The sequence below is a fragment of the Streptomyces sp. NPDC002324 genome, assembly GCF_053593335.1.
Genome location: NZ_JBSFCF010000002.1, coordinates 113,383 through 132,700, shown reverse-complemented (window position 1 = coordinate 132,700; position 19,318 = coordinate 113,383). Strand labels below are relative to the sequence as shown.

Sequence of the window (19,318 nt, the reverse complement as noted above, 5' to 3'; positions counted from 1 at the left end):
GGCGTCGCGCCCCGCACATCCGGCGTCGCATCCCGCACATCCCGTACACCACCCCGGCCATCAGAAGAGGAAGTACCGCTGTGCCATGGGCAGTTCGGCGGCCGGCGTGGCCTCCACCAGCTCCCCGTCGATGTGCACGGCGAAGCTGTCGGGGTCCACACGCACCTCGGGCCGCGCGTCGTTCTCGCGCATGTCGGCCTTGGTGACCCCACGGGTCGACTCGATGGCCACGAACCGCTTTCCCAGCGACAACCGCTCCGGCAGCCCGTCCTCGATGGCGAGCGGTGCCACGAAGTTGAACGAGTTCGAGGCGGGCGCCCGCCCGATGGCACCGAACATCGGACGCGGCAGGATCGGCTGCGGTGTCGGGATGGAGGCGTTCGCGTCGCCCATCTGCGCGTAAGCGATCTGCCCGCCCTTGATCACGAGCTGGGGCTTGACGCCGAAGAACGCGGGTTCCCAGACGACGAGGTCGGCGAGCTTGCCCGTCTCGACGGAGCCGATCTCCCGGGCCAGTCCCTGCGCGAGGGCGGGGTTGATCGTGTACTTGGCGACATATCGACGTACGCGGTGGTTGTCCGCGCGGCCGTCACCGGGCAGTGCGCCCCGCCGCCGCTTCATCACGTGGGCGGTCTGCCAGGTGCGCAGGATGACCTCGCCCACGCGCCCCATGGCCTGCGCGTCCGAGGAGATGATCGAGATCGCGCCCAGGTCGTGCAGGATGTCCTCGGCGCCGATGGTGGACGGCCGGATGCGGGACTCGGCGAACGCGAGGTCTTCGGGCACGGCGGCGTTCAGGTGGTGGCAGACCATCAGCATGTCGAGGTGTTCCTCGGCGGTGTTGACGGTGTAGGGCCGGGTCGGGTTGGTGGAACTGGGCAGGACGTGCGGTTCGGACACCACGGTCATGATGTCGGGCGCGTGCCCGCCGCCGGCACCCTCGGTGTGGTACGCGTGGATGCCGCGCCCGGCGATCGCGGCGAGCGTGTCACCGACGAACCCGGCCTCGTTGAGCGTGTCCGTGTGGATGGCGACCTGGATGCCCGTCCGTTCGGCGACGGTCAGCGAGGCGTCGATGACGGCCGGGGTCGAGCCCCAGTCCTCGTGCAGCTTGAGGCCGAGGGCGCCGCCGCGGATCTGGGACAGCATCGCCTCGTGGGAGACCGTGTTGCCCTTGCCGAGGAAGCCGATGTTGAGCGGGTACTGCTCCATCGCCTCCAGCATCCGGGCGAGGTGCCAGGGGCCGGGCGTGACGGTCGTCGCCTTCGAGCCCTCCGCCGGTCCCGTGCCACCGCCGACCAGTGTGGTGACGCCGGACGACAGCGCCTCGTCGGCGATCTGCGGACAGATGAAGTGGACGTGGGCGTCGATGGCACCGGCGGTGACGATCCGCCCGTTGCCAGCGATGATCTCCGTCTCGGGGCCGATGACCAGGTCGGGGTGGACACCGTCCATGGTGTCGGGGTTGCCGGCCTTGCCTATGCCGGTGATCCGGCCGTCGCGGATGCCGATGTCGGCCTTGACGACGCCCCAGTGGTCGATGATCACGGCGCCCGTGACGACCGTGTCCGGGGTGCCCTCTGCGCGCGTGGCACGCGCCTGGCCCATCGATTCGCGGATGACCTTGCCACCGCCGAACACCGCCTCGTCACCGGCGAGTCCGGGACCGCCGGAACGGTCCTCCTCGATCTCGACGAGCAGATCGGTGTCGGCGAGCCGGATGCGGTCACCGGTGGTGGGGCCGAACAGGTCGGCGTACGCGCCGCGCGAGATCTCAGGCATCGAGGGCACCTCCGGTCTCCCCGCGCAGTCCGGGCACGACCCGGCCGCCTGCGAGGGGTACGAGTTCCACCTCGGCGGGGATGCCGGGCTCGAAGCGCACGGCGGTGCCGGCGGCGACGTTCAGTCGCTTCCCGCGCGCGGCCGCGCGGTCGAACTCCAGGCCCGGGTTGGCCTCGGCGAAGTGGTAGTGGGAACCGACCTGGACGGGCCGGTCGGCGGCGTTGAGGACGGTGAGGCGGGTGACCTCACGGCCCTCGTTGTAGACGATCGGGTCAGCGGCGAAGAGGATCTCTCCGGGAATCATCGCGGCCCCTCAGACGATCGGGTCGTGGACGGTGACGAGCTTGGTGCCGTCCTGGAAGGTGGCCTCGACCTGGACGTCGTGGATCATCTCGGCGATGCCCTCCATGACGTCGTCGCGGGTGAGCAACTGCCGCCCGGACGCCATGAGTTCGGCCACGGTGCGGCCGTCCCGAGCGCCTTCGAGGAGGTGCGCGGTGATGAGCGCCACGGCCTCGGGGTGGTTCAGCTTCAGCCCGCGGGCCCGGCGCTTCTCCGCGACGTCGGCCGCCACATGGATCAGCAGCCTCTCCTGCTCGTGCGGGGTCAGTTGCACGGCGTCCACCTCACATCCTCGCTCCGGACCGTGCGGGGTCCGGTTGCCTCACCACCGGGCAAATTCGCTGGTGGCGTGGCCGCAGGCTAATTGGGCGGCGTTTCGGCGACGTTAACCGGGCCGTGATCGGCGCACGCGTCGCCCCGCCGTGCGGCGGCCGTCCCGCCCGCCGTCCCGCCGCCCCTCGCACACGTCCCGTCGGCTCCCACGCACACCCTCCCGCTCAACCGCGGCCGTCCTTGTCCTCCATGTCCTCCTTGCCCTCCTTGGCCTCCTTGTCCTCCATGCTCATCAAGGCCTTCACACCCAGTTCCAGCACCTGGATCGGCACGTCGCCGAACAGCGCGTACTGGGCCGCGAATCCCTGGGCGAGCGCGACCATCGTGCGCGCGACGCTGAGGGCGGGGATGTCGGCCCGCATCATCCCGGCGTCCTGGTACCCCTCGACGACCTTGATCCATGGCTTGCGGACCTGGGCGAACCCCTCGGCGAGGATGGCGTGCAGTTCTGGATTGCGCAGCGTCTCGGCCCACACCTGGACCATCAGCCTCGGGTACAGGGACTCCCCCGTCTCGCCCAGTGACGGCCGGCCGCGCAGCATCCGGCGCAGCACCGCGCCGATCAGGACGTCCGGCGGCGGGGGCGGGCTCTGCAGCACGGCCTCCTCGAACGCGGTGCGGATCTCGTCGAGCACAGTGCCGACGATCGCGGCGATCAACTCCTCCTTGCCGCTGAAGTACCGGTAGACCGCCCCGGCGGAGAGGTCGGCCTCCTTGAGCACGTCCTGCATCGACGTGGCGTGGAACCCGTTGCGGGCGAAGCAGCGGGCAGCGGCGTCGAGGATCTGGCGGCGGCGGGCGTCGAGACGTTCCTGGGATACGCGGGGCATGCCGCCAAACGTAAAACGAACGTTCCTTCTTGACAAGGCACGACGCCGGGAGGATGGTGAAGTCAAGAAAAACGAACGCTCCTTCTTTTTAGCGGCTCACCAAGGAGAATCATGTCCGCCCAGTCCGCAGCACCCACCGCGGCCCAGGCCACCGACACAGGCGCCGGCACCACCCCCGCCACCGCCGTCGGCACACCGGCCCCGGCCCACTCGGTGCCCCCGAACCGCCGCGCGGTCGCCGTCATCATCCTGATCCCGATCATCGCGACGCTCGCACTCTGGGCCTTCGCCTGGCCCAACGCCCGGACCGCGCCCCGCGACCTGCCGCTCGGCGTGGCGGGACCGGCCACCGCCGTCGCCCAGGTCGAGCGGCAACTGGAGCATCGCGAGGGCGCCTTCGAGATCCACCGCTACGCCGACGAGGCGGCCGCGCGGGACGCGATCGAGGACCGGACCGTATACGGCGCGGTGGTCGTCACCCAGGCCGGACCCAAGCTGCTCACCGCCTCGGCCGCGAGCCCGATGGTGGCCCAGCTGCTGCAGCAGGCCGTGACCGAGCAGGCCGCCGCGGAGGGGGTCCAGGTCGCGACCACCGATGTGGTGGCCACCTCGCCGAACGACCCGCGGGGCTCGGCCTTCGGTGCGAGCGTGCTGCCGCTGGCCCTGGCCGGTACCGCCTCCGGCGCCCTGGTCACCCTGCTCGGACTGCGTCGGGGGCGAGCGGCCGGTGCGCTGGTCGGGGCCGCCGTGCTGGTCGGACTCGCCGCCACCGCGATCACGGACAGCTGGTTGGGCGTGCTCGGCGGGCACTGGTGGGCCGAGGCCGGCGTGCTGAGCCTGACGACCCTGGCCGTCGGCGGCACCGTCGCCGGCTTCGCCTCCCTGCTCGGCAAACCCGGCATGGGTCTGGGCGCCCTGCTGATCGTCTTCATCGGCAACCCCTTCGCGGGCGCCTCCACCGCACCCCAGCTGCTCCCCGAGCCGGCGGGCGACCTCGGCCGGCTCCTCCCGCCGGGTGCGGGTGCGTCACTGCTGCGCTCGGTGTCCTTCTTCGACGGCGCCGCCGCCCTCACCCCGGCCCTCGTCCTGACCGCGTGGGCGGCCTTCGGCCTGGCGGCGGTCCTCCTGGGCCACCTCCTCAAGCGCCGCCCGAAGCCCACCGAGCGGACCACCGCCGAGCCGGCCCCGACCCTGGCCCCGGCAGACTGACCACCCGAGGCCGACCCCACCCACCACCCAAAACCGGCCGTGCGCCCCCGCTGTAGCGGACGGGGTCGCACGGCCTTCGGGCTGCCGGGGCGCGCAACCCTCACGGAAGCTGACGGCTGACGGCTGACGGCTGACGGCCAGCCACGACAACACAGATAGGCGCCGGAACCAGCGCCCGCCGACGCGAACCGGGGAACCGTCAGGCGGACCGGCGATCAGCTGCTCACTGCGCGGGCCTCCAGCCCGACAAGCCCCGCCACGGGCGGCAGAGGCACCGAGCAGTCAGCACGGCTGAACGGAACCGCCGCGCGCACTAGCCCGCCCCACGCGCCCGTCAGGAAGCCCCCGTCCCCCGATGCTCCGCCGCGATGCCGAACCTCTGCTGGTCCCTCGCCGCCGGGGTGACCTCGCGGACTCGGGAGACGGCGCTGATCACCGGCTCGTCCGCGGGTTCCTGGAGGGCTTCGAGCTGCTCCAGGTCGGCGGCGGAGACCAGGGCGACGAGGGGCTTGCCGTGTCGCGTCACGACGACGCGCTCGCCGCCGTAGACCACGCGGTTGATCAGTTCGGCGAGCTCAGCCCTGGCTTGCGTCACCGGAATCTCGTAGGCCATGGAGTCCAGCTTAGACCGGGCGCCGCGCACCGCCCTGAGCGGAAGATCCCATTCTGGCCCACGGCGATCCCCCCGTTCGTACGATCGGGCTCGGCCTCCCGCAGGAGGCGTCCATGACAACCGAACACAGGGGGAACAATGTCCGGCTTTTCCAGGCGGTCGCTGCTCGGATACTCGGGATCGGCGGCGGCAGGGGCGGTACTCACGTCGAACGGCACCGCTCAGGCGGCGACGGCGGTGAGCACGGAGACCTCGGAGGGCATGAGCACCGAGACCGGGGCGGGAGGGGCGGCCGACTTCCCCGAGGGCGCCAGGTTCAGCGGCACGGTTCGTATGCCCGGCACCGAGATGACGGAACTGACGGTCACCTTCAGCGTCGCCACGACGGAGGCCCCGGCCGCCCAGCGGATCAGCGCGCTCGAAGTCGCGGACGCCCTGAACGAACTCGCCGCCGCCCGCGGCTGGCCGCCGGTCACCTTCTACGGGACCCCGGCCCCCGCGCCGCTCAACTGATCGCCCGGATCCGATCCCACCAGACATTCAATTAGACATCCCACCAGACATCCCGCCGGAGATTCCCGAACCAGAAGTCCCCACCAAGGTCTCCACCAACGCCCCACCGAAGATCCCCGCGGAGCCCCGTTCCGCGGGGATCCGTTCGCTTTCAGCCGATCTCCCTCCTCCAGAGTCCGTACGTCCTGTACATTTTTTACGGAAGTCGATCAGAGGAGGCACACCCCATGCCCGAGAACCCACCGTCGGCCCGTCATGTGCTGCCCGAGTTCACCGAACGCACCAGCACGGGTCACCGGACGATGGATCCGTACTCGAAGCTGCTGGAGGAACGGATCGTGTTCCTCGGGACGCGGATCGACGACACGTCGGCGAACGACGTGATGGCGCAGTTCATGCACCTGGAGTACCAGGCGCCGGACCGGGACATCGCGCTGTACATCAATTCGCCCGGCGGCTCCTTCAGCGCGATGACGGCGCTCTACGACACGATCCGGTTCGTCACCTGTGACGTGGCGACGGTCTGCCTGGGGCAGGCGGGGTCGGCCGCCGCGGTGCTGCTGGCGGCGGGCACACCGGGCAAGCGTTCGATGCTGCCGGGGGCGCGCGTGCTGATCCACCAGCCGGCCCTGGCCGACCCGATCGAGGGGCAGGCGAGCGATCTGGCGCTCCAGGCCGAGGAGTTGACGCGCAACCGCCGGAACCTCGAGGAGATGCTCGTCCGGCACACGGGGCAGAGCCCGGAGCGGATCAGCGCCGACATCGAGCGGGACAAGTTCCTCGACGCCGAGGCGGCGGTGGCGTACGGCCTGGCCGACCGGGTGATCCGGAGCCGCAAGACCCCACCTACACCCCCCTCACCCCCACCACCCTCGTCCACGCCCCCCTCACTCCCGCTCCCCGGCGCGAGGTGAGGCGCGGATGCTCCCGCCCGAACTGCCGCCCCTGCCCGCGCTCACCCGCGCCGAGGCGGAACTGATCGACCGTTATCTGGACGTGGTGGACCTCCTCGGCCGGATCAATCCGGCCCGTCCGGGCGACACGTACCGCGGGCTGCGCGCGGCGCAGGCGCTCGTAGCGAAGGCGACCGCCCTGCGCGACGCGCTCGAACTGATGCACAGACGCGGGGAGAACGAGGTGCACGCCCCGACGCTCGCGCGGGCCCTGCGCATCCTGGACGGCGAGCGGCGCGCCGGCCGGGTGGCGCTGCCGCCGGAGGCGGAGGACTCCCCCGCCTGAGCCGTTCGCGTCACCCGCCTGAACCGATCGCGCATCGGGCGCCGTACTACTGACGGGGCGTCCGGTCCCGGCGCGACGCCCTCCGGTCGGCCTACCGCGATCGACCCATCGGCCCATACGTCGTGAGGACCTGTGAAGTTGCGCAAGATGCCTGGTACATGGGCGGAGTACTGCATTCCGGCGCTGGTGCGGACCTCCTCGACCACTGGGACACAACGAGGGAAAACGCCCTGTCCACCCGAACGGGCGAGTGGTGAGTAAGACCACAAATCCCCGGTTCCGTTGGGATTTTCGCACTTGAGTACGCCAAGATCCCTTCTCGACGACAAGCCCCCGCCGCAGCGGCGGGGCGATCCGGGTGGACGCCGAGTCCTGCCGCCGCCCGGTTACCGGTCGACAGAAGTGCATCGGCAGGAGTGGAGGACCCAAGCACGACGGGTCGCCGGAACGGTCACGCCATGACCGCGCCGAGCAGCCCTTGGGGTGAAGCCGCGTCAGCGGCCGGGCAACTTCGCCAGCCCGAATCCGACAGGTCATCCTTCACAGGCGGCTGACGAAGGGTTGCGCATGACTGCGCTGAATCGTGTCCCGTCGCTGTTGACCCGGGCCGGTACGGCCTCGGCTCTGACCATCGCCGCCGTCGGCGGCAGCATCGTGGTCCCGGGCGTCGCATCCGGCGCCGAGGCCGCCACGGTGGCGTCGAAGGCACTCAAGGTCGCGGCTTCCAAGAAGGGCTCCCCTTACAAGTACGGCGCCGTGGGTCCGGGCAGGTTCGACTGCTCGGGGCTGACGCTCTACTCGTTCAAGAAGGCGGGCAAGAAGCTGCCCCGTACTGCCCAGCAGCAGTACAACAAGACGAAGCACATCTCCGTGAGCAGCCGCAAGCTCGGAGATCTCGTCTTCTTCCACTCGGGCTCGAACGTCTACCACGTCGGTATCTACGCGGGGAAGGGAAAGATCTGGCACTCGCCGAAGACGGGTGACGTCGTCCGGCTGCAGAAGATCTGGACGAAGAGCGTCTGGTACGGCCGGGTCCGCTGACCCACCGCTGGGGGCGGCGGAACTGTCCGCCGCCCCCGCTGGCGTATGTCGTACACATGTGGTTACCCGTGCCGCCATGGCCGAGGAACCCACCCGCCCGGCACGTAACGAGACACCCCTCGAACGCGCCGATCGCAATTTCTCCGAGCTGCTCCAGGAGCTGCGGGTCACCCAGACCGGGGTGCAGATCCTCTTCGCGTTCCTGCTGACGCTGGCCTTCACCCCGCGCTTTCCGGACCTGGACACCTTCCAGCGTGTCACCTACGTGACCACCCTGTTGCTGGCCGTCCTCGCGGCGACGCTCTTCACCGCGCCGGCCGCCCTGCACCGCTCGCTCTTCCAGCAGAACGCCAAGCCCGCCATCGTCCAGGTCTCGTCCCGGTTGGCCACCGCGGGCCTGATCGTGCTGATGCCGGCCTTCACCGGCTCCGTCACGCTCGTCGTGGACGTGACGCTCAGCCGGACGGCCGGTGTCGCCGCCGGGTCCGGCACGCTCCTGGCGTGCCTGCTCCTGTGGGGCCTGCTCCCGAAACTGGTGGGACGCGCCTCGGGCCGCGACACCACGCCGCCGTCGCCACTCCCGCCGCCGACGCCCCTGCCGCCCCCGACGCCACCGGTCGAGGACGACAGCCCCGTCAGGTCTCCGGCGGACCACCTGCGGTGACCGGCTGGACGGGGAGCGTCCACGGAAGTTCGATCGCCACCGTCTTGCCGCCCTCCCGCGTGGGTCTGACGCTCAGCCTGCCGCCGCACTCCGCGGTCAGCCAGCGGATGATGACCATGCCCCGGCCGTTGTCCTGCTGGACGGCGGCCGGCAGGCGTTTGGGAAAGCGCGGATGACTGTCGGTGACGCCGATCCGCAAGTGCTCGTCCCGGTCGAGCGCGATGTCCACGGTGAAGGTGGGCGACTGGCCCAGTGTGTGCTGGACGGCGTTGGTGGCGAGTTCGGACACGATCAGGCGCACGGTGTCCGCGATGCCCGTGTCGCCCGGCAGGCCCCATTCGGCGAGCACGGTGGCGACGTAGTTCCGGGCTGCGGACACCGAGGCGGGATCGCTCGGCAGAGTGACGGATGCTTCCAGGTGATCTGCCATGGCGAGGCGTCCCTTTCCCACGGGACCGGTGTCCGACAGGGAGCGGATGGTTCGACTACGGTCCCGGACTGGTGCTTCGCGCCAGACTGCCACTACCTGGGCCGTCACGCGTGGCGATCCACCAAGATGTGCATATATCTGTCGCTCGAAGCGGTGAACTATCCGACGACCGAACGTATTTGGGTGGGGTCTTCGTCCATCCTCTGTCGTCACCCCGACATCCGGTGTCGTCACCGCGATCGAGAGCGCCGGGCGGAAGGAGAATCCCATGCAGTACGGTCCGGCGGTGCGCCGCCGCAAGCTAGGTGCCGAGTTGCGTGTCCTGCGCACCCGTTCGGCGCTCACGAGCATCGAGGCGGCCCATCGCGTCGGCTGGCACCAGTCCAAGGTGAGCCGGATCGAGACGGGCGCCAGCGGGGTGAAGCCCGCGGACGTCCGCAAGCTCCTGGACGCGTACGGGATCGACGACACCGAGTTACGGGAGCTGCTCCTGGCGCTCGCGGGCTCCGAGGACGGCGGTGGGCGGCACAACTGGTGGCACGCGTACCGGGGCGTACTGCCGCCGACGTACCGGGACTTCATCAGCCTGGAGTCGCAGGCCGGGGGCATGCGGACGCTGGAGACCTCGGTCGTTCCGGGTCTGCTGCAGATCCCCGAGTACGCGCGGGCGGTGACACGGGCCGCGGTGGAGGGGCTGGATGACGACAAACTCGACGCGCTCGTGGAAGTGCGGCTCGCGCGGCAGGAGGTGCTGCGCGGGAACCCGCCGATGGAGCTGAGCGCCGTGCTCGACGAGGGCGTTCTCCGGCGTGTGGTGGGCGGTCCCGAGATCATGTCCCGGCAGCTGGTCCGTCTGGTCGAGGCGGCGCGGCTTCCCCAAGTGCGACTGCAGGTGCTCCCGTTCACTGCCGGGGCGCATATCGGCGTCACGGGACCTTTCGTAATTTTCTCATTTCGGAGCACATCCGATCTGGACGTGGTTGTTCTCGACCACTTGACGAGTAGCCTCTATCTCGAACGGAAAGAAGACCTCAAGGCGTATGTCGAGGCCTTCAACGCCCTTCAGATCCACGCCCTTTCGCCCGAGGACTCGTTGGATTACATCGCCGGGCTAGCCGCCGGCGCGTAAGGAGGCACCATGTCCGCACTGCCTCGGAACGTACCCACCAGTACCGAACTGCCCGATGTGCGATGGCTGCGCAGCAGCCGCAGTACCGGGATAAACAACTGTGTGGAGACGGCCCGTCCGGGATCCGGCCGCTGGGCCGGGCTGGTGGCCGTACGCGACTCGAAGAACACGGCGGGGCCCGCCCTGTTGTTCGACCCCGACGCCTGGGAGGGATTCATCACCACGCTGCGGTGACCCCCACCGACAGCGTTCGTCCTTCCGCTTGCGGCGAGGCTCGGCCGGGACGCCGACTCACGGTCGCGTATCGCCGATGATCCCCACGGCTCGGTCGATCTGCCCCTGCGTGAGATCCGCACGGGCGGTCAGCCGCAGCCGCGAGACGCCGTCGGGCACGGACGGCGGGCGGAAACAGCCGACGGCGAGACCCGCCGCCCGGCAGTCCGCCGCCCACCGCAGCGCCTGATCCGGCGACGGCGCGCGTACGGACACCACGGCGGCGTCGGGCCGCACCGCTTCATGGCCCGACGCCGTCAGCCGTGCGTGCAGCTCCCTGGCCACCTCACGGGCCCGCGCGGCCCGCTCGGGCTCCCGGCGCAGCAGCCGGAGCGCGGCGAGCGCCGCGCCGGTCGCGGCCGGGGCGAGACCCGTGTCGAAGATGAACGTACGGGCCGCGTTGACCAGGTGGTCGATGACGGGCGCCGGGCCGAGGACGGCACCGCCCTGGCTGCCGAGCGACTTCGACAGCGTGACCGTCACGACGACGTCGGGGGCGCCCGCGAGCCCCGCCGCGTGCGGCGCGCCCCGGCCGCCGTCGCCCAGGACACCGAGGCCGTGGGCGTCGTCCACGACGAGTCCGGCGCCGTACTCCCGGCAGGCGGCGGCGAGGGAGGCCAGCGGGGCGGCGTCGCCGTCCACGGAGAAGACCGTGTCGGAGACGGCGACGGCGGTGCCCCGGGCGGCCGTGCCGAGCGCCTTGCGGACGGCGTCGGGATCGGCGTGGGCGACGACCTGGGTGGTGCCGCGGGCGAGCCGGCAGCCGTCGATGAGGGAGGCGTGGTTGCCCGCGTCCGAGACGATCAGGGAGCCGTGCGGGGCGAGCGCGGTGACGGCGGCGAGGTTGGCGGCGTAGCCGGAGGAGAAGACGAGCGCGGCCTCGAAGCCGCAGAAGTCGGCCAGTTCCCGTTCCAGTTCGCCGTGGAGTTCGGTGGTGCCGGTGACCAGCCGGGAGCCGGTCGCGCCGCCGCCCCAGCGGCGCGCGGCCCCGGCGGCGCCCTCGGTGACCTCGGGGTGCCGGGCGAGGCCGAGGTAGTCGTTGCTCGCGAGGTCGAGCAGGGGTGAGTCGGCCGGACGGGGGCGCAGGGTGCGTACGAGCCCGGCCCGGCGGCGTGCCGACGCCTGCTCGTCGATCCAGCCGAACGCCATGGGTCCTCCGGGGGTGGTGTGGGCGACCCGCGGCACCGTGGCCGTCAGGGACGGGCACGGCGGGGGCTTTTGTAGGCAGTGCACAGACACTAGTGGCAGGGCCGGGCGCCCACGATGTGGCAATACCCACACGTCGATCCCACTCTGTTGTCCGAACTCTCCTTGGCCGAGAGCGGTCCCGTAGGACAGGATCGGCTCTCATGGACCTGCTGAACACGCTGGTGGACAAGGGGCTCCGGCGCGAGCCGCCGAGCCGTGCCGAGGCGCTCGCCGTTCTGGGCACCTCCGACGACGAGCTGTTGGACGTGGTGGCCGCGGCCGGGAAGGTGCGCCGGCACTGGTTCGGGCGCCGGGTGAAACTGAACTATCTGGTCAACCTCAAGTCCGGTCTCTGTCCCGAGGACTGCTCCTACTGCTCCCAGCGGCTCGGCTCCACGGCCGGCATCCTCAAGTACAGCTGGCTCAAGCCCGACGAGGCCTCCAAGGCCGCGGCGGCCGGGCTCGCCGGTGGCGCGAAGCGGGTCTGTCTGGTGGCGTCCGGGCGCGGCCCGACCGACCGGGACGTGGACCGGGTCTCCGACACCATCAAGACGATCAAGGACCAGAACGAGGGCGTCGAGGTGTGCGCCTGTCTGGGTCTGCTCTCCGACGGCCAGGCCGAACGCCTGCGCGAGGCCGGCGCGGACGCCTACAACCACAACCTGAACACGTCCGAGGCGACGTACGGCGAGATCACGACGACGCACACGTACGCCGACCGGGTGGACACCGTGCGAAAGGCGCACGCGGCGGGGCTGTCGGCCTGTTCGGGCCTGATCGCGGGTATGGGCGAGAGCGACGAGGACCTGGTCGACGTCGTCTTCTCGCTCCGTGAGCTGGACCCGGACTCGGTTCCGGTGAACTTCCTGATCCCGTTCGAGGGCACCCCGCTCGCCAAGGAGTGGAACCTCACCCCGCAGCGCTGTCTGCGGATCCTGGCGATGGTGCGGTTCGTCTGCCCGGACAGCGAGGTGCGGATCGCGGGCGGGCGCGAGGTCCACCTGCGCACGATGCAGCCGCTCGCCCTGCACCTGGCCAACTCGATCTTCCTGGGCGACTACCTCACCAGCGAGGGCCAGGCCGGCAAGGCCGACCTGGAGATGATCGCGGACGCCGGCTTCGAGGTGGAGGGCACCGACCAGGTCACGCTGCCGGAGCACCGGGCGGCCGTCACCGCCGGCGGGCCCTGCGGGTCCGGGGAGAGCGCCGGGTGCGGGTCGCACGAAGGGGGCGGGTGCGGGTCGCACGAGAGCGCCGGCGCGGGCTGCGGGTCGCACGCGCAGGGCGGTGCCTGCGGGTCCGTCGCCGACGGGGCCCCGGCGGCCGAGGCGCGTACGGACCTGGTCGCGGTGCGCCGCCGGGGAGCCGGAACCGACCTCGCGCCCAATGCCTGAGCCGTCCGGCCTGGGCGTGCCCGAGCTGCTGGACCTCGACCGGCGGCATGTGTGGCACCCGTACGGGCCCATGCCGGGCCGGCAGGAACCGCTCGTCGTGGAGTCGGCGAGCGGGGTCCGGCTGAAGCTGGCGGACGGCTCGGGCGAGCTGGTCGACGGCATGTCGTCCTGGTGGTCGGCCATCCACGGCTACAACCACCCGGTGCTCAACGAGGCGGCGCGCGAGCAGCTGGGCCGGATGAGTCACGTCATGTTCGGCGGGCTCACCCATGAGCCGGCCGTGCGACTGGCGAAGCACCTTGTCGACATGTCGCCCGACGGTCTGGAGCATGTGTTCCTGGCCGACTCGGGGTCGGTCTCCGTCGAGGTCGCGGTCAAGATGTGCCTGCAGTACTGGCGCTCGCTCGGCCGCCCCGGCAAGCGGCGCCTGCTGACCTGGCGCGGCGGCTACCACGGGGACACCTGGCAGCCGATGTCCGTGTGCGACCCCGAGGGCGGGATGCACGAACTGTGGCAGGGCGTCCTGCCCCACCAGGTGTTCGTGGACCCGCCGCCGGCCGAGTACGAGGAGGCGTACGCGCAGTCGCTGCGCGCGGCGGTCGAGCGGCACGCCGGCGAACTGGCCGCCGTGATCGTGGAGCCCGTGGTGCAGGGGGCGGGCGGGATGCGCTTCCACTCCCCCGCGTATCTGCGAGTGCTGCGCGAGGCGTGCGACGCGCACGACGTACTGCTGGTGTTCGACGAGATCGCGACCGGCTTCGGCCGTACGGGTGCGCTGTTCGCGGCGGACCACGCGGCGGTGACACCGGACGTGATGTGCGTCGGCAAGGCGCTGACCGGCGGTTATCTGACCCTGGCGGCAGCCCTGTGCACCGCCGGGGTGGCCGACGGGATCTCGCGGGGCGAGGTGCCGGTGCTGGCCCACGGCCCTACCTTCATGGGCAACCCGCTGGCGGCGGCCGTCGCCTGTGCCTCGATCGAGCTGCTGCTCGGCCAGGACTGGCTCACGGAGGTCAAGCGGATCGAGACGGGGCTGCTGGACGGGCTGGCGCCGGTGCGCGAGGTACCCGGGGTGAAGGACGTCCGTGTCCTCGGCGCGATCGGGGTCGTCCAGCTCGACCACCCGGTGGACATGGCGGCCGCCACGGCGGCGGCGGTGGGCGAGGGGGTGTGGCTGCGGCCGTTCCGCGACCTCGTCTACACGATGCCGCCCTACGTCACGGGCGACGAGGACGTGACGCGGATCGCGCGCGCGGTGCGCGCGGCGGCGACGGCGGGATGACGGGATGACGGGAGTGATGACATGACGGTCCTGGTGATCACGGGGACGGGTACGGAGGTCGGCAAGACCGTCACCACGGCTGCCGTCGCGGCGGTGGCCGTGGCGTCCGGCCGGTCCGTGGCCGTCCTCAAGCCCGCGCAGACCGGCGTACGGCCGGACGAGCGCGGGGACGCGGACGAGGTGGCCCGGCTCGCGGGCGCCGTGGCCGTCCGCGAACTCGCCCGCTATCCCGAGCCGTTGGCGCCGGCGACCGCCGCCCGGCGTGCCGGTCTTCCTCCGGTGCACCCCGAGGATGTCGCCGAGGCGGCGGCGAAGCTGGCGGTCGACCACGACCTGGTGCTGGTCGAGGGCGCGGGCGGCCTCCTCGTGCGCTTCGACGAGGCGGGCGGCACCCTGGCGGACTCGGCCCGGCTGCTCGGCGCGCCGGTGCTGCTGGTCGCCTCGGCGGGTCTCGGCACGCTCAACACGACCGAGCTGACGGCCCGCGAACTCGCCGTGCGGGAAGTGGAGCTGGCGGGTGTCGTCATCGGCAGCTGGCCCTCGGCGCCCGATCTGGCGTCCTGTTGCAACCTGGCGGACCTGCCGGTGGTGGCGGGGGTGCCGTTGCTGGGTGCGGTTCCCGCGGGGGCGGGGGCGCTGGCTCCCGGCGATTTCCGGGCGAGGGCCGGGGGCTGGCTGGCGCCGGCGCTCGGTGGGGTGTGGGACGCCGGTTCCTTCCAAGCCTCCCAAGCCGCGCCGTAGGGGACCTGTGACGGGTCGGCCGCGGGTTCGTCGTGGCTGATCACGCGGGTCCCCGCGCCCCCTTGAGGGGCGCGCCACGGCCTCACGTCTCCGTCTCCCCCAGCAACCGCACCAGTTCGATCCTCGACCGGATTCCCAACCGCGAGAACACCCCCCGCAGATGGTGGTCGATCGTGCGCGGGCTCAGCAGCAGCCGTGCGGCGATCTCCCGGTTCGTCGCACCCTCCGCCGCCATGCGGGCGATCATCAACTGCTGGGCGGTGAGGCGGGACGCCAGAGCCTCCGCGGCCGGCGCCGCGGAGGCGCGTTCCCCGAGGGCCCGGAGTTCCGCGCGGGCCTGCGCCGCGCAGTGCGGGGAGCCGAAGTGCTCGAAGGCCTCCAGGGCGCTGTACAGCCGGTCGCGGGCCTCGGTGCGGTTGCGCAGCCGCCGCAGAGCGCTGCCGAACAAAAGTTCCGTGCGGGCGCGTTCGACGTCACGGGTGCCGGAGGCGTGCAGGTCGAGCGCCGCGCGGTAGTGCTCGACGGCCTCCTCCCCGGTGGCGAGCAGCGCACGGCAGCGGGCGCTGAGGGCGAGGTCGTCGGCGCTGCGCACGGTACGGGCCCAGCGGTCGTAGTCGGCGTGCGCGGCCCGGGCCACCCGGGTGTCGCCGGTGCGGACGGCGGCCTCGACGTAGTGCGGTGTGGCGAGGTGCCGCACGGCCCGGTGTCCGTGCCCGGGGCCGAAGCCGGCGAGTGCGCGCAGGCGGGCCGCCGAGGCGGCGTACCGGCCGGTGCTCAGATCGAGGAAGGCGAGGGCGAACATGGCGAGGGCGGCGGGCAGTCCGAGTCCGCGCTCCAGGGCGTACGCGCGAGCGGACTCGGCGCGCTCCCGGCACACCTGTTCGTCGCCGGTGACGGCCGCGAACATCGCGAGGGCGGCCTGGAGATGGCAGGCGCCGTTGTCCTGCCCGGTGGCGTACGCCTGGCGCAGGGCGTCCACGGTGGCGGCCTCGGCGGCCCTCGGGCGCCCGGTCCAGAACTCCGCGTAGGCCCGGAACTCCATGGCCTGCGGCACGGTCGCCGTCTCGCCCTTGGCGCGGGCGGAGGAGGCGGCGCGGGCGGTGGCGGTGAACGCGCGGGTGTGGTCGCCGAGGAGGAGGGCGGCGATCCCGGAGTGGATGAGCTGGGTGGGGTCGCCACCGGGTCCGCAGCGCCCGGCGGCGGCTTCGAGCACGTCCCGGGCGTCGTCGTAGCGGCCTTCGAACGCGGCGGCGAGCGCGCCGAGCGTGCTGGGCGGCGCGATGCCGAGCGCGTCGGCGACGGCGGCGGCCTCCCGGCAGCGGCGCAGGTCGCCGGTGTAGATGGCGGCCTCGGTGGCTCGTGCCAGCAGATGGGCGGCCCTGTCCGGGGTGCGCTCGCCGACGTGCCGGACGGCGGCGGTGAGCAGGGCGTCGAAGGCCTCGGCGGCGTTTCCGGCGCGCAGGGCGAGCAGTCCCGCGAGGGCGTCGTCGTCGGTGGCGGCGACGAGGCGGCGGGCCCGGTCGCCGTCGCCCGACTGCCAGGCCTCGGCGGCGGCCTGGGCGAGCAGGGGCATGCGTTCGGCGGGCTCGGGGGTGAGCCCGGCGGCGCGTTCGGCGAGGGCGGAGGCGAGCGCGGGGTCGCCGATGGCACGTGCCACCCGTGCCGACAGGCGCAGTTCGGCGGCGAGGCGGCGGCTGGGCCCGAGGGCGGCGGCGGCCCGGTGCCAGCTGCGGCCGGGCCGCTCGCCCTCGCCGCTGAGGACCGCGGCGAGGAGGCGGTGCGCCTCGCGTCGGTCGGCCATGGACGCCGACTCGTACACGGCGACGCGGGTCCAGGCGTCCGGGAAGACGATGCCCTGGGTCGTGGTGTGCGCGAGCCCGGCCGCCTCCGCCGTGTCGAGGGGGCGGGTGTCGAGCCGGGCGGCCGTGACGGCGCGCGCGTAGGCGTGCGTGCGGACCGGGTACTGGTCGGCGGCGGCGAGGAGCAGCAGGAAGCGGGTGTCGTCGGGCAGGGCGCGTACGTCCCGCCGGTGGCCGCGCAGCAGGGCGGGGGCCAGCGCCAGGGGCTCGGCGGGGAGCGGGTCGAGGCCCGTGCGCTGGCGCGGGGTCAGGGCGGTGGCGAGTTCCGCGGCGGCGCGCGGATCGCCGTGGGCGGCGTGCAACAGGCGTACGCGCACACCTTCGGACAGCGTGGGCGCGGCGGCCGACGCTGTGTCCGGGCTCGGCCACGCGTGCGTGGGGGGCGGTGGCGAGCGATGCGGAAGTTGTGGGGGGTTCACCGGGGTCACCACGCTCATCACGTTACTTGCGAGTTAACCGACCAGTAAAGACCGGCGATTTCACCGATGCGGCGCGCGTAGACCCCGCTGACACTCCAGACGAACCCCACCCGTTTCAGGAGGCACCATGCAGCGCCGCATGCGCCGTATCGCCACGGCCCTCGCGACCGTGACCACCACGCTCCTTCTGTCGCTCTCCTTCTCCGCGACCTCCGCTCAGGCCGCGACCCGCAACCCCGTCGTCTTCGTGCACGGTCTGAGCAGTTCGTCCAGCAGCTGGGACGACTGGATCGCGTACTTCAAGGCCGACGGCTACACGTCCGCGGAGCTGTACTCCTGGTCCTACGACTGGGGCCAGTCCAATGTCACGACGGCCGCGCAGCTCAAGACCAAGATCGAGAGCGTGCGGGCCGCGACGGGCGCCGCCAAGGTCGACGTGGTCGTCCACTCGATGGGCGCGCTCAGCTCCCGGTACTACCTCAAGAACCTCGGCGGGACGGCGTACGTGGACGACTTCGTCTCCGCGGCCGGTGTGAACCACGGGACGTCCGTGGCCGGTTGGTGCCGGTGGCTCTACACGTCCTGCAGCGAGATGTACACCGGCAGCTCCTTCCTGACCTCGCTGAACTCCGGTGACGAGACGCCGGGCAGTGTGTCGTACGCCAGCTACTGGTCGAACTGCGACGACGCGCTCACCCCGGACACCTCCGCGATCCTCAGCGGCGCGACGAACGTCGAGGTCGGCTGTGTCCCGCACAACGACATGAACAACGACAAGGGCATCTACGACCAGGTCCGCGCCTTCATCGCCTGATCGTCCCGGCGGTCGGCACCTCGTACACCCGTGCCCGTCGCGTGGTCTCCTCCCCAGGGACACGCGGCGGGCCAGGCGTTTTGCCCGCGGTCGCGCCCTGCGGACCGTCCCCTCGTCCCGGCCGCGACGGGTGAGCCGGTGCTTCCCGGGGGACAATCGCGGTATCTGCCGTCCTCTTCGGGAGGTCCTCATGGCCCGCGCCCGCGCCACGACGGACGCCGTGCACCACCCCCTCTTCGCCCGGTTCTACGCCAGACTGAGCGTGTCGGCGGAGCCGCGGATCGGTCCCCTGCGCGAGGAGCTGCTGGCGGGGCTGTCGGGCCGGGTCATCGAGATCGGCGCCGGCAACGGTCTGAACTTCGCGCACTACCCGAGCGCGGTCGCGGAGGTGGTGGCGATCGAACCGGAGCACTCCCTGCGGCGGTTGGCCCTGGAGTCCGCCCTGCGCGCCGAGGTGCCCGTGGACGTGGTGCCGGGCTCGGCGGAGGCGCTGCCGGTCAAGAGCGAGGCGTTCGACGCGGCCGTGGTGTCCCTGGTGCTGTGCAGCGTGCGGGATGTGCGGCGCTCGCTGAACGAGGTGCGGCGGGTGCTGCGCCCCGGCGGTGAGCTGCGGTTCTTCGAGCACGGCCGGGGCGGCGGGCGGGCGATGCGGACGGCTCAGCGGGCGCTGGACGGCACGGTGTGGCCGCTGCTGTTCGGTGGCTGCCATGTCTCCCGCGACCCGGTCGCCGTCATCCGGGCCGCCGGGTTCGGGATCGGGGCGGTCCGGGAGGTCCTGGTGCCCGAGCAGGGGCCGCGGCTGCCCAGTTCCTACTGCGTGCTGGGCCGGGCCCGGCGGCCCGGCGTCACAGACTCCACTGACGCAGCTCCTGCGTGATGTCCTGCACGCTGGCCTCGCCGCTCTTGACCAGCCGGGCCAGTTCGCGCACCTGCTCGGCGGAGGTGACGACCTTGACGCCGCTGGCCACGAGATAGCCGTAGGCGACGGCGGAGGCGAACAGCGCGTTGGAACGCTCCAACGCCGGGACGTGCATGAGGACTTGGAGGAGGGCGGCGGCCCGGGCGTGCGGGGTGTCGTAGACGGGGACGTCGAAGATCTCGGCCTCGTGCCGGGCGACGGCCGCGACGAGGGCGCCCCAGTCGGAGACCTGCGGATCTCCGGGCGTCTTCCGTTCGGCGACCATGAGGAGCCAGGACAGGTCGATTCTGAGCTGACTCAAGGG

The 19,318-nt window shown here is 71.9% G+C and carries 22 protein-coding genes and 1 riboswitch; of the genes, 13 read left to right on the top strand and 9 right to left on the bottom strand.

Going from position 1 to position 19,318, the window contains the following annotated elements; translation table 11 throughout:
* Positions 1 to 60: 60 nt before the first annotated feature.
* The 4 genes from ACWCRJ_RS03650 to ACWCRJ_RS03635 all read right to left on the bottom strand — a co-directional run bounded on the left by ACWCRJ_RS03650 (position 61) and on the right by ACWCRJ_RS03635 (position 3,287).
* Entirely contained in the window at positions 61 to 1,782 is a 1,722-nt protein-coding gene (locus tag ACWCRJ_RS03650) for an urease subunit alpha (protein WP_450937723.1), read from the bottom strand.
* A complete protein-coding gene (locus ACWCRJ_RS03645) occupies positions 1,775 to 2,086 on the bottom strand; it encodes an urease subunit beta (protein WP_450937722.1) in 312 nt (103 codons plus the stop codon). Before ACWCRJ_RS03645 ends, ACWCRJ_RS03650 begins: the two co-directional genes overlap by 8 nt.
* A gap of 9 nt (positions 2,087 to 2,095) precedes the next feature.
* Entirely contained in the window at positions 2,096 to 2,398 is a 303-nt protein-coding gene (locus ACWCRJ_RS03640) for an urease subunit gamma (RefSeq protein WP_450938137.1), read from the bottom strand.
* A 223-nt stretch (positions 2,399 to 2,621) separates the two neighbouring features.
* A complete protein-coding gene (locus ACWCRJ_RS03635) occupies positions 2,622 to 3,287 on the bottom strand; it encodes a TetR/AcrR family transcriptional regulator (RefSeq protein WP_450937721.1) in 666 nt (221 codons plus the stop codon).
* A 111-nt stretch (positions 3,288 to 3,398) separates the two neighbouring features.
* On the opposite strand from ACWCRJ_RS03635, the gene ACWCRJ_RS03630 reads away from it, so the two are divergent.
* Positions 3,399 to 4,496 (top strand): ABC transporter permease, encoded by a 1,098-nt coding sequence (locus ACWCRJ_RS03630; protein WP_450937720.1) that lies wholly within the window; start codon positions 3,399 to 3,401, stop codon positions 4,494 to 4,496.
* Positions 4,497 to 4,830: 334 nt separating this feature from the next.
* Here ACWCRJ_RS03630 and ACWCRJ_RS03625 read toward each other — a convergent pair whose 3' ends face one another.
* A complete protein-coding gene (locus ACWCRJ_RS03625) occupies positions 4,831 to 5,109 on the bottom strand; it encodes a type II toxin-antitoxin system Phd/YefM family antitoxin (RefSeq protein ID WP_450937719.1) in 279 nt (92 codons plus the stop codon).
* A 261-nt stretch (positions 5,110 to 5,370) separates the two neighbouring features.
* Here ACWCRJ_RS03625 and ACWCRJ_RS03620 point away from each other — a divergent pair, with 261 nt between their 5' ends.
* From ACWCRJ_RS03620 to ACWCRJ_RS03600, 5 genes are all read left to right on the top strand, one after another.
* The gene (locus ACWCRJ_RS03620) at positions 5,371 to 5,622 is read left to right on the top strand and encodes a hypothetical protein (RefSeq protein WP_450937718.1); all 252 of its coding nucleotides are present in this window, start codon (positions 5,371 to 5,373) and stop codon (positions 5,620 to 5,622) included.
* A 227-nt stretch (positions 5,623 to 5,849) separates the two neighbouring features.
* Positions 5,850 to 6,536, top strand: a complete 687-nt coding sequence (locus ACWCRJ_RS03615; RefSeq protein ID WP_450937717.1) for an ATP-dependent Clp protease proteolytic subunit — start codon at positions 5,850 to 5,852, stop codon at positions 6,534 to 6,536.
* A gap of 7 nt (positions 6,537 to 6,543) precedes the next feature.
* Complete coding sequence (locus ACWCRJ_RS03610; protein ID WP_450937716.1) at positions 6,544 to 6,861, top strand: hypothetical protein; 318 nt, start codon at positions 6,544 to 6,546, stop codon at positions 6,859 to 6,861.
* Between the two features lie 393 nt (positions 6,862 to 7,254).
* Positions 7,255 to 7,425, top strand: a riboswitch (cyclic di-AMP (ydaO/yuaA leader).
* Between the two features lie 3 nt (positions 7,426 to 7,428).
* The gene (locus ACWCRJ_RS03605; RefSeq protein ID WP_020114526.1) at positions 7,429 to 7,902 is read left to right on the top strand and encodes a C40 family peptidase; all 474 of its coding nucleotides are present in this window, start codon (positions 7,429 to 7,431) and stop codon (positions 7,900 to 7,902) included.
* 76 nt (positions 7,903 to 7,978) lie between these two features.
* Positions 7,979 to 8,566: a DUF6328 family protein gene (locus ACWCRJ_RS03600; protein WP_450937715.1), complete on the top strand. Its 588-nt coding sequence runs from the start codon at positions 7,979 to 7,981 to the stop codon at positions 8,564 to 8,566.
* On the opposite strand, the gene ACWCRJ_RS03595 is transcribed toward ACWCRJ_RS03600, so the two are convergent.
* Positions 8,538 to 8,996 carry an ATP-binding protein gene (locus tag ACWCRJ_RS03595; protein WP_450937714.1) on the bottom strand — a complete coding sequence of 153 codons (459 nt, stop codon included), beginning with the start codon at positions 8,994 to 8,996 and terminating at the stop codon, positions 8,538 to 8,540. The two genes, ACWCRJ_RS03600 and ACWCRJ_RS03595, sit on opposite strands and share 29 nt — an antisense overlap.
* Before the next feature lie 268 nt (positions 8,997 to 9,264).
* Between ACWCRJ_RS03595 and ACWCRJ_RS03590 the strand changes: the two genes are divergently transcribed.
* Positions 9,265 to 10,125, top strand: coding sequence for a helix-turn-helix domain-containing protein (locus ACWCRJ_RS03590; RefSeq protein WP_046917584.1), 861 nt, complete (start codon positions 9,265 to 9,267; stop codon positions 10,123 to 10,125).
* Positions 10,126 to 10,134: 9 nt separating this feature from the next.
* Positions 10,135 to 10,359 carry a DUF397 domain-containing protein gene (locus tag ACWCRJ_RS03585; protein ID WP_450937713.1) on the top strand — a complete coding sequence of 75 codons (225 nt, stop codon included), beginning with the start codon at positions 10,135 to 10,137 and terminating at the stop codon, positions 10,357 to 10,359.
* A gap of 57 nt (positions 10,360 to 10,416) precedes the next feature.
* Here ACWCRJ_RS03585 and ACWCRJ_RS03580 read toward each other — a convergent pair whose 3' ends face one another.
* Positions 10,417 to 11,547, bottom strand: a complete 1,131-nt coding sequence (locus ACWCRJ_RS03580) for an 8-amino-7-oxononanoate synthase (RefSeq protein WP_450937712.1) — start codon at positions 11,545 to 11,547, stop codon at positions 10,417 to 10,419.
* Between the two features lie 200 nt (positions 11,548 to 11,747).
* Between ACWCRJ_RS03580 and bioB the strand changes: the two genes are divergently transcribed.
* Genes bioB through bioD form a run of 3 tightly spaced genes read left to right on the top strand, consistent with a single transcriptional unit; the run spans position 11,748 to position 15,003 of the window.
* Positions 11,748 to 12,980 (top strand): biotin synthase BioB, encoded by a 1,233-nt coding sequence (bioB, locus tag ACWCRJ_RS03575; protein WP_450937711.1) that lies wholly within the window; start codon positions 11,748 to 11,750, stop codon positions 12,978 to 12,980.
* Positions 12,973 to 14,262, top strand: coding sequence for an adenosylmethionine--8-amino-7-oxononanoate transaminase (locus ACWCRJ_RS03570; protein WP_450937710.1), 1,290 nt, complete (start codon positions 12,973 to 12,975; stop codon positions 14,260 to 14,262). The genes bioB and ACWCRJ_RS03570 overlap by 8 nt, the downstream gene beginning before the upstream one ends.
* Before the next feature lie 21 nt (positions 14,263 to 14,283).
* Positions 14,284 to 15,003: a dethiobiotin synthase gene (gene bioD, locus ACWCRJ_RS03565; protein ID WP_450937709.1), complete on the top strand. Its 720-nt coding sequence runs from the start codon at positions 14,284 to 14,286 to the stop codon at positions 15,001 to 15,003.
* An 82-nt stretch (positions 15,004 to 15,085) separates the two neighbouring features.
* Here the strand turns inward: bioD and ACWCRJ_RS03560 are convergent, their stop codons facing one another.
* Positions 15,086 to 17,299: a LuxR C-terminal-related transcriptional regulator gene (locus tag ACWCRJ_RS03560; protein ID WP_450937708.1), complete on the bottom strand. Its 2,214-nt coding sequence runs from the start codon at positions 17,297 to 17,299 to the stop codon at positions 15,086 to 15,088.
* Positions 17,300 to 17,408: 109 nt separating this feature from the next.
* Between ACWCRJ_RS03560 and ACWCRJ_RS03555 the strand changes: the two genes are divergently transcribed.
* Positions 17,409 to 18,095, top strand: coding sequence for an esterase/lipase family protein (locus ACWCRJ_RS03555; protein ID WP_450937707.1), 687 nt, complete (start codon positions 17,409 to 17,411; stop codon positions 18,093 to 18,095).
* Between the two features lie 190 nt (positions 18,096 to 18,285).
* Positions 18,286 to 18,972 carry a class I SAM-dependent methyltransferase gene (locus tag ACWCRJ_RS03550; protein WP_450937706.1) on the top strand — a complete coding sequence of 229 codons (687 nt, stop codon included), beginning with the start codon at positions 18,286 to 18,288 and terminating at the stop codon, positions 18,970 to 18,972.
* Here ACWCRJ_RS03550 and ACWCRJ_RS03545 read toward each other — a convergent pair.
* A complete protein-coding gene (locus tag ACWCRJ_RS03545; protein ID WP_450937705.1) occupies positions 18,941 to 19,315 on the bottom strand; it encodes a fic family toxin-antitoxin system, toxin component in 375 nt (124 codons plus the stop codon). The genes ACWCRJ_RS03550 and ACWCRJ_RS03545 overlap by 32 nt on opposite strands.
* Positions 19,316 to 19,318: the final 3 nt, after the last annotated feature.

Bases quoted from the DNA above. Each gene is read 5' to 3' on its own strand.
- ACWCRJ_RS03650 (WP_450937723.1), bottom strand. From the start codon at position 1,782: ATGCCTGAGATCTCGCGCGGCGCGTACGCCGACCTGTTCGGCCCCACC.
- ACWCRJ_RS03645 (WP_450937722.1), bottom strand. From the start codon at position 2,086: ATGATTCCCGGAGAGATCCTCTTCGCCGCTGACCCGATCGTCTACAAC.
- ACWCRJ_RS03635 (WP_450937721.1), bottom strand. From the start codon at position 3,287: ATGCCCCGCGTATCCCAGGAACGTCTCGACGCCCGCCGCCGCCAGATC.
- ACWCRJ_RS03630 (WP_450937720.1), top strand. From the start codon at position 3,399: ATGTCCGCCCAGTCCGCAGCACCCACCGCGGCCCAGGCCACCGACACA.
- ACWCRJ_RS03625 (WP_450937719.1), bottom strand. From the start codon at position 5,109: ATGGCCTACGAGATTCCGGTGACGCAAGCCAGGGCTGAGCTCGCCGAA.
- ACWCRJ_RS03620 (WP_450937718.1), top strand. From the start codon at position 5,371: ATGAGCACCGAGACCGGGGCGGGAGGGGCGGCCGACTTCCCCGAGGGC.
- ACWCRJ_RS03615 (WP_450937717.1), top strand. From the start codon at position 5,850: ATGCCCGAGAACCCACCGTCGGCCCGTCATGTGCTGCCCGAGTTCACC.
- ACWCRJ_RS03610 (WP_450937716.1), top strand. From the start codon at position 6,544: ATGCTCCCGCCCGAACTGCCGCCCCTGCCCGCGCTCACCCGCGCCGAG.
- ACWCRJ_RS03605 (WP_020114526.1), top strand. From the start codon at position 7,429: ATGACTGCGCTGAATCGTGTCCCGTCGCTGTTGACCCGGGCCGGTACG.
- ACWCRJ_RS03600 (WP_450937715.1), top strand. From the start codon at position 7,979: ATGGCCGAGGAACCCACCCGCCCGGCACGTAACGAGACACCCCTCGAA.
- ACWCRJ_RS03595 (WP_450937714.1), bottom strand. From the start codon at position 8,996: ATGGCAGATCACCTGGAAGCATCCGTCACTCTGCCGAGCGATCCCGCC.
- ACWCRJ_RS03590 (WP_046917584.1), top strand. From the start codon at position 9,265: ATGCAGTACGGTCCGGCGGTGCGCCGCCGCAAGCTAGGTGCCGAGTTG.
- ACWCRJ_RS03585 (WP_450937713.1), top strand. From the start codon at position 10,135: ATGTCCGCACTGCCTCGGAACGTACCCACCAGTACCGAACTGCCCGAT.
- ACWCRJ_RS03580 (WP_450937712.1), bottom strand. From the start codon at position 11,547: ATGGCGTTCGGCTGGATCGACGAGCAGGCGTCGGCACGCCGCCGGGCC.
- bioB (WP_450937711.1), top strand. From the start codon at position 11,748: ATGGACCTGCTGAACACGCTGGTGGACAAGGGGCTCCGGCGCGAGCCG.
- ACWCRJ_RS03570 (WP_450937710.1), top strand. From the start codon at position 12,973: ATGCCTGAGCCGTCCGGCCTGGGCGTGCCCGAGCTGCTGGACCTCGAC.
- bioD (WP_450937709.1), top strand. From the start codon at position 14,284: ATGACGGTCCTGGTGATCACGGGGACGGGTACGGAGGTCGGCAAGACC.
- ACWCRJ_RS03560 (WP_450937708.1), bottom strand. From the start codon at position 17,299: ATGAGCGTGGTGACCCCGGTGAACCCCCCACAACTTCCGCATCGCTCG.
- ACWCRJ_RS03555 (WP_450937707.1), top strand. From the start codon at position 17,409: ATGCAGCGCCGCATGCGCCGTATCGCCACGGCCCTCGCGACCGTGACC.
- ACWCRJ_RS03550 (WP_450937706.1), top strand. From the start codon at position 18,286: ATGGCCCGCGCCCGCGCCACGACGGACGCCGTGCACCACCCCCTCTTC.